Source organism: Tenacibaculum litoreum, from assembly GCF_964513915.1.
Classification (GTDB): domain Bacteria; phylum Bacteroidota; class Bacteroidia; order Flavobacteriales; family Flavobacteriaceae; genus Polaribacter; species Polaribacter litoreum.
Genome location: NZ_CAZEQS010000003.1, coordinates 281,150 through 295,551, shown reverse-complemented (window position 1 = coordinate 295,551; position 14,402 = coordinate 281,150). Strand labels below are relative to the sequence as shown.

The following is a 14,402-nucleotide window of genomic DNA, read 5'->3' as shown; positions in this document are numbered from 1 at the left end:
AAAATTTGAACATATGTCGATTGAAATTACGCGTCTTTTTGACTTTCCTTATTATCAACAAGAAAATTATAAATTAGATAAAGCATTTACCACTAAAAAAGATGGAAAATGGCAATCTATTTCAACAAGTGAATATATTAAACAAGCCAATGCTATAAGTAGAGGTTTGTTACGATTAGGTGTACAACCTAATGATAAAATCGCTGTAATTTCAACTAATAATAGAACTGAATGGAATGTTTGTGATATTGGAATATTACAAACAGGTGCTCAAAACGTTCCTATCTATCCAACTATTTCTAAAGAAGACTACGAATATATTTTAAACCACTCTGAAGCTACTTATTGCTTTGTTTCTGATGATACAATTTTAGAAAAGCTTAATCAAATAAAAGCTAATACAGAACTTAAAGAAGTTTTTACTTTTGATGATATCCAAGGAGAAAAAAGCTGGCAGGAAGTTTTAGATTTAGGAAAGGATGAAAGCAATCAGAATGAAGTTGAAGAGCGTAAAAATGCTATTAAAACTGATGATTTAGCTACCTTAATTTACACTTCTGGAACAACAGGACGTCCAAAAGGAGTAATGCTAAGTCATAAAAATGTAGTTTCAAATGTACTGAGCAGTGAAAAACGTGTTCCGTTAGAATATGGTCAAGGTAGAGCTTTAAGCTTCTTACCTGTTTGCCATATTTTTGAACGTATGATTTTGTATTTATATCAATACTGTGGTATTTCTATTTATTTTGCTGAGGCTATTGACAAATTGAGTGAAAATGCTCAAGAAATAAAGCCGCATGTAATGACTGCTGTTCCAAGGTTATATGAAAAAATTTACGATAAGATTTATGCCAAGGGAGCTGACTTAACAGGTATTAAAAAGAAATTATTCTTTTGGGCTATAGAATTAGGTTTACAATATGAACCTTATGGAGCTAACGGATGGTGGTATGAAAAGAAACTAAGCATTGCTAAAAAACTTATTTTCTCTAAATGGCAAGCTGCCTTAGGTGGAGAATTAAAAATAATGGTTTCTGGTTCTGCTGCATTACAACCACGTTTAACTAGAGTATTTACAGCTGCTGGAATGCCTGTAATGGAAGGTTATGGTCTTACTGAAACTTCTCCTGTAATTGCTGTAAACGATATGCGTGATGGAGGTTTTAGATTAGGAACTGTAGGTAGATTGATTGATGGTGTAGAGGTTAAAATAGCCGATAATGGAGAGATTTTAGTAAAAGGACCAAACGTAATGCAAGGATATTACAAAGATCCTGAAAAAACTGCTGAGGCATTACAAAATGGATATTTCCATACAGGTGATAAAGGAGAGTTAAGTGAAGATGGATTCCTAAAAATAACCGGACGTACCAAAGAAATGTTTAAAACCTCAGGTGGTAAATATATTATTCCACCATTATTAGAAGGTCAATTAAAACAATCTCGCTTTATTGAACAAGTGATGGTTATTGGTGAAGGCGAAAAAATGGCTGCTGCATTTATTCAACCAAACTTTGAGTTTGTACGTGAATGGGCACAAAGACATAACGTTACCGTAGGAGATAATAAAGACTTGGTAAGCAACCCTAAAGTAATAGAACGTATTCAAGAAGAAGTAGATTATGCCAATACTAAGTTTGGTAAATGGGAAACTATTAAAAAGTTTGAATTAACCGAAGAAGAATGGTCTATTGATGGAGGACAGCTTACCCCTACCATGAAAATGAAACGAAACATTATCAAAGAAATGTATAAAGACTTATACGATAAAATTTATAGAAACTAATCGTTTAAAGTGTTGTGAAAGCAACACTTTTTCTTTTTAATCACAGGATAGCTAAGAGCTTAATTTCCTTTGAATACCTCGTAAACTAGTCCATAGGCAATTGATTATGACTAAAATTATTTCTTTCTCTTCGAATGTTTCTACTATTGAATTACCTGAAAAATTCGATTATCCTTATAATTATACACCTCATACTCTAGCCCAAATAGCCACTGAGGAATTGCAAGAATATTTAACAAATCAAACTGATTTTTCGCACAACTTTGGAATTAAAAATCCTGAGGATGCCAACTCACTTGGAAAAATGTTTGGAGTCTTAGTCGTGCAAGATAAAAATGGAACCTTAGGCTATTTAGCTGCATTCTCTGGTAAACTTGCTGAGAGCACACAACACAAACATTTTGTTCCACCTGTTTTTGATATTTTAGATAAAAATGAATTCTACCTTACAACAGAAGAACGACTTAATGAGTTAACCCATAAAATAGAAAGTCTAGAAAGCTCCTCTAATTTTATTGAAACAAAAAAAGCATATCAAAAAACGCAACAACTGCACGAAAAGCTTTTAGCTGAAGAACAATCAAAAATTAAACAACGGAGAAAACTTAGAAAAAAACTAGGGCAACAAGACAATCAGTTAAATATAAATGAAGAGTTTTACTTACGCGAATATCAAGTGTATTTAAACGATAAAATAGCAACATCAAAAAAAGCGTACCAAGTAAAGCAACATCAAATTGAGGAGTTGAAACAGCAACGCACAAACCTTTCAGCTTGGGCACAACAAGAAATATTTAAAAAGTATGCTTTTCTTAACTATCGAGGAGAAACTAAAAACTTATTAGATATTTTTACAAACTCCACCCAAAACATTCCTGCTGGTGCCGGTGATTGTTGTGCACCAAAACTATTACAACACGCATATAAATACCAATTAAAACCTATTTGTATGGCTGAATTTTGGTGGGGGAAACCTTTGAAGACTTCCATAAGAAAACATCAATATTTTTATCCTGCGTGCACAGGGAAATGCAAACCTATTCTAACGCATATGTTACAAGGAGTTTCTATTGATAAGAATCCGTTAGAAGCACAATTAAAAGAGGAAAAAGAAATTACAATTATTTATGAGGATTCAGATTTGTTAGTAATCAACAAACCACATGAGTTATTATCAGTAGCTGGAAAAGAAATAAAAGACTCTGTGTTTAGTCGTATTCAAAAGTTATATCCAAATGCTACAGGTCCGTTAGTAGTACATCGGTTAGACATGTCTACCTCTGGTCTCTTATTAATTGCTAAAAGCGAAGAAACTTACAAAGACTTACAAGCACAATTCATTAATAAAACCATACAAAAACGTTATGTTGCTTTATTAGATGGTATTTTAAAAGAAGATAAAGGAAAAATAGACCTGCCTCTCAGAGTAGATTTAAATGATCGCCCTAAACAGCTTGTTTGTTACCAACACGGTAAAAAGGCACTTACTAAATGGAAAACAATTGAAGATATAGGTACTAAAACTAAAGTATACTTTTATCCAGTAACTGGACGCACTCATCAATTACGTGTGCATGCTGCACATAATTTGGGACTAAGCACTTCTATTGTAGGTGATGATTTATACGGAAGGAAAGCAGATAGGTTGTACTTACATGCTGAAAAAATCACATTTGTACATCCTACTTCAAAAAAACAAGTGAGTTTTACTTCTCCTGCTCCTTTTTAATCGCAGGGCGATAGCCAAAAAATTCCTTAATCTTATTTTAAAATAGTTTTAAGTATTATTTGTGTAGCTAATATTACACACAATTTTATACTACATATTTTGTCTTTTTAAGTGTACTTAAAATAATAAATGAAGCTAAAAAGAAAATTGCTAAACACAATACACTCCATTGCATAGAGCCTGTAATTGCATTTAATGCTCCATACACAGCAGTTCCTAAAACAATTGCTATTTTTTCAGTAACATCATAAAAACTAAAATAGGTAGCATGATCTTCTGTTTCTGGTAATAACTTAGAATACGTAGAACGAGTTAAGGTTTGGATAGCTCCTTGTACCAACCCTAATAAACCTCCTAATCCATAAAAATAGATAGCTACATACTCTTGAGATTTATCTAACATAAAAGCACAGAAGCAAACTAACATCCATACTACAATAGTTACTTTTAAAGCTGTGATATTTCCCCATTTTTCTGAAAACCTTGAAAATAAAATCGCTCCTATAATTGCTACTATTTGTACTAATAAAATGGTAATTATTAAACTCGTAGATGACAAGCCTAATTCCGAAGAACCAAAAATAGCTGCCATTAAAATAATAGTTTGTACACTAATACTTAACAAGAAAAAAGAAATTAAAAAACGTTTTAACGTTGGATAATTTAACACCTCTTTTATTACAATTTGTAGCTCTTTATACCCTTTCCATATATAATCTTTTTCAGGCTTTTTATTATACACGTTACCAGGTAATCGTTTAAAGGTTATTTGAGCAAACCCTAACCACCATAAACCTACCATGACAAAAGAAATTCTAGACGCCATTCCTGCACTAATCCCTAAAGTTTCAGGAAACATAATCATCGCTAAGTTAATTAGTAGCAAAATAACAGAACCAATATACCCATACACAAAACCTTTGGCACTGGCTCTATCTTGTTGTTCTGGATGTGCTACCTCAGGTAAATAAGCGTTATAAAACACCAAACTCGCCCAAAAACCTATACTTGCTAAAACAGTAAATAAAATCCCTATCCATACAGTATCAATTCCATCAAAAAAGTACAAACTCATTACCGACAATGATCCTAGTGTACAGAAAAACTTCATAAACTTTTTCTTACTTCCTGTATAATCTGCAATACCCGACAATATTGGAGAAATAAAAGCTACTACTAAAAACGAAAAAGACAATGCATAGCTATATAAACTATCTGGATGCTCCCAGTCCATTCCTAAAAAGCTTACAATTTTACCTTCGGTTACTCCGCTGTAATACAACGGAAAAACAGCAGTGCTAATTACCAATGAATATACTGAGTTGGCCCAATCGTAAAATGCCCACCCATTAATTAACTTCTTATCTCCTATTTTGTACATATAAATTATAATAAAAAAACCGCTCATTTAACATGAACGGTTTGCAATATACTATAATTTATCAATCTTATTTACTCGCAGGCACGTTGTATTTTGCTGCTAATTTTTTAGCCTCTGGTAAAAAATTTCTTAAAGTCTGAATACGAGTTTGATTAGATGGATGTGTGCTCATAAACTCTGGTGGAGCTCCTCCTCCTGAGCGTTCACTCATTCGTACCCATACTTCTGCAGCTTCTTCTCCTTTATATCCTGCCATAATCATAAAAACTAATCCTAATTTATCAGCTTCTGTTTCATGTTGTCTACTAAATGGTAACATTACCCCTACTTGCGTTCCTAAACCATAAGCCATATTCCACATTTCAGCATTTTCACTATTTTGAGTACCTAAGGCTAAAGCAACTCCTCCTAATTGTTGTAATTGACCTGTAGACATACGTTCTTGTCCGTGTTTTGCAAACGCGTGGGCTACCTCATGCCCCATCACAGCAGCAATACCATCTTCATTAGCACAAATTGGTAAAATTCCTGTATAAAAAACTACTTTTCCACCAGGTAAACACCATGCATTTACAGTTTTATCTTCAACTAAATTAAATTCCCACTCATAAGCATCTGCTTCTGCTTTCATACCATTAGCTCGCATAAAACGATCTACAGCTGTAGAAATATTCTTTCCTACACGTCTAATCTCATTTGTTTTAGCAGTATTAGTAGATAGTTTATTCTCTTCTAAAAACCCTTTGTATTGCGCAAAACTTGCTGGTAAGATTTGAGCATCGTTTACAAAATTTAATCTTTTTCTTCCCGTAATTGGCACAGTGCTACACTCTACTAAAAAAGCAGCTAAAAATGTTAGGGCTATAATTTTTTTCATTGTTCAATAGTTTAAAATTCTATGTTCTTGGTTGTATCTTTTATGACACGAAATTAACTTATTTGTCACAAACTTGATAATATATTATGTCTTTAAAGCTACAAATTCTATCTTTATCTTAAAAACTAATTCATGAATTTTACGCATTCAAAAACAGCTTTACCAAGTATTAAAATTCCTAAACCTGTTATCCTTTCAGCTAAGGCTTTGCAGTTTATATCTATTAATAAAGCAGCTAAATTTGGTGCAAGGCTTTTTACAACTCCTGTTAATTTTCCCATTCCTAAGAGAGAAAAAGTAATGTTAGAGAGTGCTCAAAAAAAAACAATAAATGTGCCATCCATCTCAAAAGAGATTCAAGTACTATCATATGGTTACTCAACTAAAAAAGTATTATGGGTACATGGTTGGGCAGGAAGAAGCACTCAATTATATATGATTGCTGACAAACTATTGGAAAAGGGCTATATGGTTATTTCATTTGACGGACCTGCCCATGGTAAGTCTACAGGAAAAACTACCGAAATGCCAGAGTTCTTAGAAACCATTACTGAACTCAACAAACAATTTGGACCTTTTGATGCTGCTATAGGGCACTCTTTTGGTGGAGTATGCTTGTATAACGCTCTTTCAGAAAATTTTGCTGTTAACAAATTGGTTACTGTTGGAGCAGCTGATAAAATATCGGATGTTATTTTAAACTTTACTAAGAGTTTACAAGTAAAACCAGTTATTGCTCATAAAATGAAACGCCTGTTTGATAAAAAATGGCAACGAGATATTGATACACACTCCTCAAGCATAAAGGCTAAAAATGTAAAAATACCTACTCTAGTTGTTCATGATTCATTTGATGGCGATGTTGATGTAAGTTGTGCTATAGCAATACGTCAAAACTTACAGAATGGAAAACTTTTAATTACGGAAAGCTTAGGACACACCAGAATTCTTCGTAATCCAAAAGTAGCTTCCAAAATTGTTGATTTTATAAGTAAAGAACCATGAGAAAATTAGTTGTTTTATTTCTTTTAGCAATAACAGTTAGTACTACTGTAAATGCTCAAAACAAGAAAAAGTACGCAATAAACAAAACCAACAGTGAGTGGAAAAAGTTATTAACTCCAAAACAGTATTATGTGCTTAGAGAAGCTGGTACAGAACGCCCCAACTCAAGTTCTTTAAACTATAACAAAAAAAAGGGAGTGTATGTTTGTGCAGCTTGCAAAACCCCACTATATAAATCTGAAAACAAATACGATTCAGGTAGCGGATGGCCTTCTTTTGATAGAGCTATTAAAGGAAATGTGGAACTAGATACAGATTATAAACTAGGATATGCTCGAACAGAATTAAAATGTAATACTTGTGGCGGACATTTAGGACACTCTTTTAACGATGGACCTAAAGAAACCACTGGCAAACGCCACTGTATTAATGGAGTTGCTTTAGAGTTTATTCCTAAAAAATAAAATTGTAAATTAAGGCTGGTTTTCAACCAGTCTTTTTTTTAAAAAAAATTATGCCATGCAAAACTCCTATTTAGAAAGTATCAAAAAACAAATAACCTACTATAAAAGTTTAGGCGATAAAACTTTTAATCAACTTACCCAAGAAGAACTATTTTATCAATATAATCAAGAAAGCAACTCTATTGCTGTGATAGCAAAGCATATTGCGGGTAATATGTTATCTCGCTGGACCAACTTTTTTACTGAAGATGGAGAAAAATCATGGAGAAATAGAGATGACGAGTTTGTAAATACATTTTCAACCAAAGAAGAAATGATAGCCTATTGGGAAAAAGGGTGGGATTGTTTTTTAAACACTATTAACTCTTTAAAAGAAAATGATTTAGAAAAAATAATCTACATAAGAAATCAAGGACATACAGTAACCGAAGCAATTAACCGTCAAATTTGTCATTATCCATATCACATCGGACAAATTGTATTTTTAGGCAAAATGCTACAAAACGAAAAATGGGTATCGCTATCCATTCCTAAAAATGCTTCTAAAAACTTCAATCAAGAAAAATTCAGTCAAGAAAAAAGTCGCAAACATTTTACGGATGATTTATAGCATTTACTCGTATTGTTACCAATATAAAAACTAAAAAAAGTGACTACTATTCTTACTAATTGTAAAAAATCGCACACTTTTATGCTATGAAGTAGAAAAAATCTACTAACAAATTGCTAAAAACTAACAACTAATAACTAAATTTGTGCCTCTAAAAAATGAAGCCGATACATGTTTAATAATTTAAGCGAAAAGTTAGATAAGGCGTTACATACGCTGAAAGGACACGGAAAAATTACTGAAGTTAACGTTGCGGAAACTTTAAAAGAAGTTCGTAGAGCTTTACTAGATGCCGATGTTAACTTTAAAATAGCAAAGAATTTTACCAAAACAGTAAAAGAAAAAGCCTTAGGTCAAGACGTATTAACAACGTTAAACCCTGGGCAATTAATGGTAAAGTTGGTTAAGGATGAATTAACCGAATTAATGGGTGGTGATACCGTTAGTATTAACTTAGGAGGTTCACCTACTGTAATTTTAATGTCTGGTTTACAAGGTTCGGGTAAAACAACCTTTTCTGGTAAACTAGCTAACTATCTTAAAACTAAGAAATCTAAACAAGTTTTATTAGTAGGATGTGACGTATATCGTCCTGCCGCAATTAATCAGCTACGTGTAGTTGGAGAACAAATTGGTGTAGAAGTATATGCTGAGGAAGGAAATCAAAATCCTGTAGAAATTTCTCAAAATGCTATTAAGCATGCAAAAGCAAACGGTAAAAATGTGGTAATTATTGATACCGCGGGTCGTTTAGCTGTTGATGAAGAAATGATGACAGAAATTTCTAACATCCACAAAGCTGTAAGTCCACAAGAAACATTGTTTGTAGTTGACTCTATGACAGGGCAAGATGCTGTAAATACAGCCAAAGCCTTTAACGATGTATTAAATTTTGACGGAGTTGTATTAACTAAGTTAGATGGTGATACTCGTGGTGGAGCTGCTTTATCTATTAAATCGGTAGTAGACAAGCCTATTAAATTTATAGGTACGGGTGAAAAAATGGATGCAATTGATGTATTCCACCCTAGTCGTATGGCTGATCGTATTTTAGGAATGGGAGACGTTGTTTCGTTAGTAGAGCGTGCCCAAGAACAATACGATGAAGAAGAAGCTAGAAAATTACAAAAGAAGATTGCTAAAAATCAGTTTGGTTTTGATGATTTCTTAAATCAAATCAATCAAATCAAAAAGATGGGTAGCATGAAAGACTTAGTAGGTATGATTCCTGGTGCTGGTAAAGCATTAAAAGATGTTGATATTGACGACGATGCTTTTAAAGGAATTGAAGCTATTATACACTCTATGACTCCTGAAGAAAGAAGTACTCCTTCTGTTATTAATGCGAGTCGTAAAAAACGAATTGCCAAAGGATCCGGAACTTCGGTACAAGAAGTTAACCAGTTAATGAAGCAATTCGATCAGATGAGCAAAATGATGAAAATGATGCAAGGTGGTGGCGGAAGAAAAATGATGCAAATGATGAAAGGCATGAGATAATATTAAAAAAAGAGAAGTTTTGTCGACTTCTCTTTTTTCTTTTTTGATTAACAACAACACACTGAATAACATACAACAACACACACAAATGATTTTACTAGACGGTAAAAAGACATCAGCAGACATTAAAGAAGAAATTGCTTTAGAAGTAGCAGCATTAAAAGCAAACGATAAAAAAACACCGCATTTAGCAGCGGTTATCGTAGGTAATGACGGAGCAAGTTTAACCTATGTAAATGCAAAAGTAAAAGCTTGCGAACGTGTAGGTTTTGAATCTACTTTAATTCGTCTTCCTGAAGAAACTACTGAAGAAGAATTATTAAACGAAATTGCTATTTTAAATATTGATAACGATATTGATGGTTTTATAGTACAATTACCCCTACCCGATCATATTGACGAACAAAAGGTATTAATGGCTGTAAACCCTGATAAAGATGTAGACGGTTTCCATCCTATGAATGTAGGAAAAATGGCCTTAAACTTACCAACTTACATTTCTGCAACTCCTTTCGGAATTTTAGAATTGTTAAATCGCTACAATATTGAGACCTCGGGTAAAGATGTCGTAGTTATTGGTCGTAGTCATATTGTAGGAAGCCCTATGAGTATTTTACTTTCTCAAAAAAGAAAAGTAGGAAACGCAACGGTTACCCTAACACACAGTAGAACCAAAAACTTAAAAGAGGTTACTAAAAGAGCAGATATTATTGTAGCTGCTATAGGTATTCCTGAATTTTTAAAGGGTGATATGGTAAAAGACGATGTAGTAATTATTGATGTAGGAATTACTCGTGTTGCTGACCCTTCTAAGAAAAGAGGATTTAGATTAGTAGGTGATGTTGCTTTTAACGAAGTAGCAGAAAAAGCATCACACATTACACCTGTACCTGGTGGTGTAGGTCCTATGACGATTGCAATGCTATTAAAAAACACTTTATTAGCTTGTGAACGTAGACAAGAAAAAGCGTAATAAAACAACTTCATATATAATTGAAAAGACTGCTTTTAAGGGCAGTCTTTTTTTTATAGAAAACAGTTTATACTTTCTTTTACCCAACTATTCAATTACCCTTTTTTGTTATATTAGCTAGCTCTAAAAAAGTCGCATTTATACCGTATGTAGACAGAAAAAGAAGTAGATTGATTAAAACTAAACCACTGATAAAGAGTTATACTATAACACACTCTTACATTCAAAATAAAACTAGTTAAGTTTAGAATACTTATACAAGATTGCGAAAATCTTAAGTGTAAAAGCAAAAGAATAATTAATAGAACACAAAGATATTATCAAATAAATGAAACTAACCGAAATATTAAGAGACAGTAACTATAAGCTAACCCAGTTCACAACAGATCAAATTGAAGCTTTAGAAAAAACTATTTTTTTAAAAGAAGTCCGTGGAAAAGAAGTGCCTTATGTTACTTGCTTGGTTAGAAGAAAAGATATTCAATTAAAACCAGAAGAAGCAGTAAGACAATTGTATTTAATGGTTTTAAACGAGCAATATGGATATTCTTTTGATAGAATGGAGATAGAATATGCTGTAAGTTTTGGGCGTGAGAAAAAACGTGCAGACATTGTTATTTTCGATAAACAAGATACGCGTTCAATCTACATAATGGTTGAATTAAAGAAACCCAAACTTAAAGACGGAAAAGAACAACTAAAATCTTATTGTAACGCAACTGGAGCACCAATTGGGGTTTGGAGTAATGGAGATTCAATTTCGTTTTATCATAGAAAAGATCCAAATTATTTTGAAGATTTATCTGCTATTCCAACCGCAACAGAAAAGTTATCAGACATTTTAACTGAGCGTTGGACGATAGATGATTTGGTAAAAAAAGACAAACTAGTTACCGAGAAAAAATCATTGAAAGATTTGATTTTGGAAATGGAAGATGAAGTTTTGGCAAACGCTGGTGTAGATGTTTTTGAAGAATTGTTTAAACTTATTTTTACCAAGCTGTATGACGAAATGGAAAGTGGCAGAAACAAATCTCGTCATTTACGTTTTAGAAATTACGGAGATACTGAAACCGAACTAAAAGAAAAAGTACAGGAAATTTTTGAGAATGCTAAAAACAAATGGGAAGGCGTTTTTACAGAGGATAGCAAAATAATGCTTACCCCTTCTCACCTATCTGTATGTGTTTCTTCTTTACAAGACGTAAAACTCTTCAATTCAAACCTCGATGTAGTAGATGAAGCTTTTGAGTATTTAATTGGTAAAAGTAGTAAAGGCGAAAAAGGACAATATTTTACACCACGTTATGTAATTGATATGTGTGTAAAAATGATGAACCCACAAGTACATGAGACTGTTATGGATACAGCAGCTGGTAGTTGTGGTTTCCCTGTACATTCTATTTTTCACGTTTGGGAACAAATTTTAAAAGAAAAAGGAATCCCTAAAAGCCATTTGTTTACAGCAGAAGAAAAACCAGTAGAATGTACAGACTATGTACAAAACAATGTCTTTGCTATCGATTTTGACGAAAAAGCAGTTCGTGTGGCTCGTACCTTAAACCTAATTGCGGGTGATGGGCAAACAAACGTTTTACACTTAAACACCTTAGATTACGAACGTTGGGATGAAAAAACAGAAGACGAACAATGGCAAGATACCTATTACGAAGGTTGGAAAAAACTAAGAAAGTTAAGAACTACCAAAAACAGCAATAGAGATTTTGACTTTGATGTATTAATGGCAAACCCACCTTTTGCAGGAGATATTAAAGAAAGTAGAATTTTAGCAAAATACGAACTCGGTAAAAAACCAAACGGAAAATACCAAACCAAAGTTGGAAGAGATATTTTATTCATTGAGCGTAATTTAGACTTCTTGAAACCAGGCGGTAGAATGGCTGTAGTGTTACCACAAGGTAGATTTAACAATAGTTCTGATAAAGCTATACGCGATTATATTGCCGAAAAATGTAGAATTTTAGCAGTTGTTGGTTTACATGGTAACGTATTTAAACCGCATACAGGTACTAAAACCTCTGTATTATTTGTGCAAAAATGGGATGATACATTGTGCCCTAAAAAAGAAGATTACCCAATCTTCTTTGCTACACAACAAGAACCTAGCAAAGACAATAGTGGTGAAAAGATTTTTGTTAAGAAAAAAGATTATCCAAATGCTAAAACGGTAAGTAAAGATGCAGATAATGATATGGTTGCTGAACCCATAGACCATTACAACGAAACACCAGAAAACTTAGATGAATTTTTATTAGATACGCACGGACATTTAATTGTAAAGCACGATTTATTTAACCACGATAATTTAACCAAAGACGGCATTGCAGAAGCCTTTATAGAATTTGCTAAAAAAGAAAAACTGTCGTTTGTGGGAAAGTAAACAGCCCTTTTAACGAAACTCGATATAATGAGTTGTTAAAAGGGCATGAAATTAGTGAGGTTCTATTATCTGACCTAGAGTTTAGCGGAAGATTAGATTCAGAATATTACAAACCTTCTTTTCTAAAATATGAGGAGCTAGTAAAATCAAAAAAGAATTTAAGCTTAAAAAATCTTTCTAACTTTCTTATTGGTCCTTTTGGTTCTGCTTTTACTGTAGATAATTATGTACAAGAAGCCAATTATCGTTATATAAGAGGTAAAGATGTTAAACCTTTGAAAATAAGAGATAATGATAATGTATATATGCCAAAAGAAGATTATGAAAGATTATCTAAATATTCACTAAAAGAAAATGATATTTTAGTTTCTGTTGTAGGTACAATTGGAAATGCCGCATTAGTAACAAAAAAAGATTTGCCTGCAATATTCAGTTGTAAAAGCACTGTATTAAGACCAAATAAAATAAACTCTGTTTACCTTCTTACATATATAAATACAAAATATGGTAAAGACTTACTATTACGAAAAGAGAGAGGAGCAATACAAAAAGGATTAAATCTTGGCGATTTAGAAACTTTAGACGTTTTTTTACCAAGTAATTCATTTCAATTAGTAATTGAAAATATTTTTAGAACTTCTATAGAAAAAACGGCTCAATCCAAACAAACCTACACCCAAGCAGAAAACCTTCTACTCAAAGAAATAGGCTTACAAGATTTTACACCAAGTAAAGAACCCGTAAACATAAAAAGTTTTAAAGATAGTTTTGCAACAAGTGGCAGATTAGATGCAGAGTATTATCAACCATTTTATGAAGAGGTCGAGAATATAATCAAGCGTAATGGATTTACTTTACTACAAGATATTTGTTCTGATATAAATTATGGAACTGTACCAACTAGCCCCTATACGAAAACTGACGATGGCATTCCTTACATTAAAGGTATGAATTTAAAAAACACTGAAATTAAAAAAGATAAATTAGATCGATTAGTCAACACGGAACAATTACCTGATAAATACTTTACGAAAAAAGGTGACATAATTATATCTCAAATGGGAACTGTTGGAGATGTAGGTGTGATACGAAATGAAGAAAACTGGCTTTTTGCTTCTTTTACAATAAGAGCTAGATTATCTAACTTTAAATTATTTAATCCGAGCTTTGTTGGACTATATATACAAAAAGTTGCAAAAAAATACTACTTATATAGAAATATTGCTCAGGCAAGCGTTCGACAGAATACTGATTTACCAACTATAAGAGGATTATATCTACCAAATATAGATATAGAAAAACAGAATGTTGTAGCTGAATTAATTGAGCAAAGTTTTTCTTTAAAGAAACAGAGTGAACATTTATTAGAAGTTGCAAAAAAAGCAGTTGAAATTGCCATTGAGGAAAATGAAGAGGTTGCAATAGCATATATTAACAATCAATCTAATTCAAATGGCTAGTACAGAGAACATACGAATGTGGATTGAACAATCTGATATAGATTATATCGGTCATTTCATTAAGGCTTGCATTCCATTTAATGCTTCACCTGATATTGAAAATGATTTTAGATAAGATAAGGTAGGTCAACGGAAATCAAAGCACATTTAAAGTTTACTTTCTGTTTTATAACTAAAAAACAACAAGCTTTTCGCATGATGAATGGCTTGTTGTTT

The 14,402-nt window shown here is 32.6% G+C and carries 12 protein-coding genes; 10 read left to right on the top strand and 2 right to left on the bottom strand.

The genetic code is table 11. The annotated features are described in order from the left end of the window. Positions 1-13 precede the first annotated feature (13 nt). Positions 14-1,786 (top strand): AMP-dependent synthetase/ligase, encoded by a 1,773-nt coding sequence (locus ACKTTR_RS07385; RefSeq protein ID WP_408027233.1) that lies wholly within the window; start codon positions 14-16, stop codon positions 1,784-1,786. Positions 1,787-1,892: 106 nt separating this feature from the next. After that, positions 1,893-3,515, top strand: a complete 1,623-nt coding sequence (locus tag ACKTTR_RS07380) for an RluA family pseudouridine synthase (RefSeq protein WP_408027232.1) — start codon at positions 1,893-1,895, stop codon at positions 3,513-3,515. Positions 3,516-3,600: 85 nt separating this feature from the next. On the opposite strand, the gene ACKTTR_RS07375 is transcribed toward ACKTTR_RS07380, so the two are convergent. Next, positions 3,601-4,896: an MFS transporter gene (locus tag ACKTTR_RS07375; protein ID WP_320242193.1), complete on the bottom strand. Its 1,296-nt coding sequence runs from the start codon at positions 4,894-4,896 to the stop codon at positions 3,601-3,603. Between the two features lie 67 nt (positions 4,897-4,963). Next, positions 4,964-5,773: a M48 family metallopeptidase gene (locus ACKTTR_RS07370; RefSeq protein WP_320242195.1), complete on the bottom strand. Its 810-nt coding sequence runs from the start codon at positions 5,771-5,773 to the stop codon at positions 4,964-4,966. Positions 5,774-5,905: 132 nt separating this feature from the next. On the opposite strand from ACKTTR_RS07370, the gene ACKTTR_RS07365 reads away from it, so the two are divergent. The 8 genes from ACKTTR_RS07365 to ACKTTR_RS07330 all read left to right on the top strand — a co-directional run bounded on the left by ACKTTR_RS07365 (position 5,906) and on the right by ACKTTR_RS07330 (position 14,301). Then, a complete protein-coding gene (locus ACKTTR_RS07365; protein WP_408027231.1) occupies positions 5,906-6,778 on the top strand; it encodes an alpha/beta hydrolase in 873 nt (290 codons plus the stop codon). Further along, positions 6,775-7,242 (top strand): peptide-methionine (R)-S-oxide reductase MsrB, encoded by a 468-nt coding sequence (msrB, locus tag ACKTTR_RS07360; protein WP_408027230.1) that lies wholly within the window; start codon positions 6,775-6,777, stop codon positions 7,240-7,242. The genes ACKTTR_RS07365 and msrB overlap by 4 nt, the downstream gene beginning before the upstream one ends. Before the next feature lie 55 nt (positions 7,243-7,297). Continuing rightward, positions 7,298-7,852 (top strand): DUF1572 family protein, encoded by a 555-nt coding sequence (locus ACKTTR_RS07355; protein WP_408027229.1) that lies wholly within the window; start codon positions 7,298-7,300, stop codon positions 7,850-7,852. A gap of 171 nt (positions 7,853-8,023) precedes the next feature. Continuing rightward, a complete protein-coding gene (gene ffh / locus ACKTTR_RS07350) occupies positions 8,024-9,352 on the top strand; it encodes a signal recognition particle protein (protein WP_408027228.1) in 1,329 nt (442 codons plus the stop codon). Between the two features lie 88 nt (positions 9,353-9,440). Continuing rightward, the gene (folD, locus tag ACKTTR_RS07345) at positions 9,441-10,325 is read left to right on the top strand and encodes a bifunctional methylenetetrahydrofolate dehydrogenase/methenyltetrahydrofolate cyclohydrolase FolD (RefSeq protein ID WP_408027227.1); all 885 of its coding nucleotides are present in this window, start codon (positions 9,441-9,443) and stop codon (positions 10,323-10,325) included. 328 nt (positions 10,326-10,653) lie between these two features. Continuing rightward, positions 10,654-12,726 (top strand): N-6 DNA methylase, encoded by a 2,073-nt coding sequence (locus tag ACKTTR_RS07340; protein WP_408027226.1) that lies wholly within the window; start codon positions 10,654-10,656, stop codon positions 12,724-12,726. Between the two features lie 32 nt (positions 12,727-12,758). After that, positions 12,759-14,186 (top strand): restriction endonuclease subunit S, encoded by a 1,428-nt coding sequence (locus tag ACKTTR_RS07335; RefSeq protein WP_408027225.1) that lies wholly within the window; start codon positions 12,759-12,761, stop codon positions 14,184-14,186. Continuing rightward, the gene (locus ACKTTR_RS07330; RefSeq protein ID WP_408027224.1) at positions 14,179-14,301 is read left to right on the top strand and encodes a hypothetical protein; all 123 of its coding nucleotides are present in this window, start codon (positions 14,179-14,181) and stop codon (positions 14,299-14,301) included. The genes ACKTTR_RS07335 and ACKTTR_RS07330 overlap by 8 nt, the downstream gene beginning before the upstream one ends. The last annotated feature ends 101 nt before the right edge of the window (positions 14,302-14,402 follow it).

What these genes read in the sequence shown, in the direction of transcription:
- ACKTTR_RS07370 (WP_320242195.1), bottom strand. Translation starts at nt 5,773, where the DNA reads ATGAAAAAAATTATAGCCCTAACATTTTTAGCTGCTTTTTTAGTAGAG.
- ffh (WP_408027228.1), top strand. Translation starts at nt 8,024, where the DNA reads ATGTTTAATAATTTAAGCGAAAAGTTAGATAAGGCGTTACATACGCTG.
- folD (WP_408027227.1), top strand. Translation starts at nt 9,441, where the DNA reads ATGATTTTACTAGACGGTAAAAAGACATCAGCAGACATTAAAGAAGAA.
- ACKTTR_RS07365 (WP_408027231.1), top strand. Translation starts at nt 5,906, where the DNA reads ATGAATTTTACGCATTCAAAAACAGCTTTACCAAGTATTAAAATTCCT.
- msrB (WP_408027230.1), top strand. Translation starts at nt 6,775, where the DNA reads ATGAGAAAATTAGTTGTTTTATTTCTTTTAGCAATAACAGTTAGTACT.
- ACKTTR_RS07340 (WP_408027226.1), top strand. Translation starts at nt 10,654, where the DNA reads ATGAAACTAACCGAAATATTAAGAGACAGTAACTATAAGCTAACCCAG.
- ACKTTR_RS07375 (WP_320242193.1), bottom strand. Translation starts at nt 4,896, where the DNA reads ATGTACAAAATAGGAGATAAGAAGTTAATTAATGGGTGGGCATTTTAC.
- ACKTTR_RS07380 (WP_408027232.1), top strand. Translation starts at nt 1,893, where the DNA reads ATGACTAAAATTATTTCTTTCTCTTCGAATGTTTCTACTATTGAATTA.
- ACKTTR_RS07330 (WP_408027224.1), top strand. Translation starts at nt 14,179, where the DNA reads ATGGCTAGTACAGAGAACATACGAATGTGGATTGAACAATCTGATATA.
- ACKTTR_RS07355 (WP_408027229.1), top strand. Translation starts at nt 7,298, where the DNA reads ATGCAAAACTCCTATTTAGAAAGTATCAAAAAACAAATAACCTACTAT.
- ACKTTR_RS07385 (WP_408027233.1), top strand. Translation starts at nt 14, where the DNA reads ATGTCGATTGAAATTACGCGTCTTTTTGACTTTCCTTATTATCAACAA.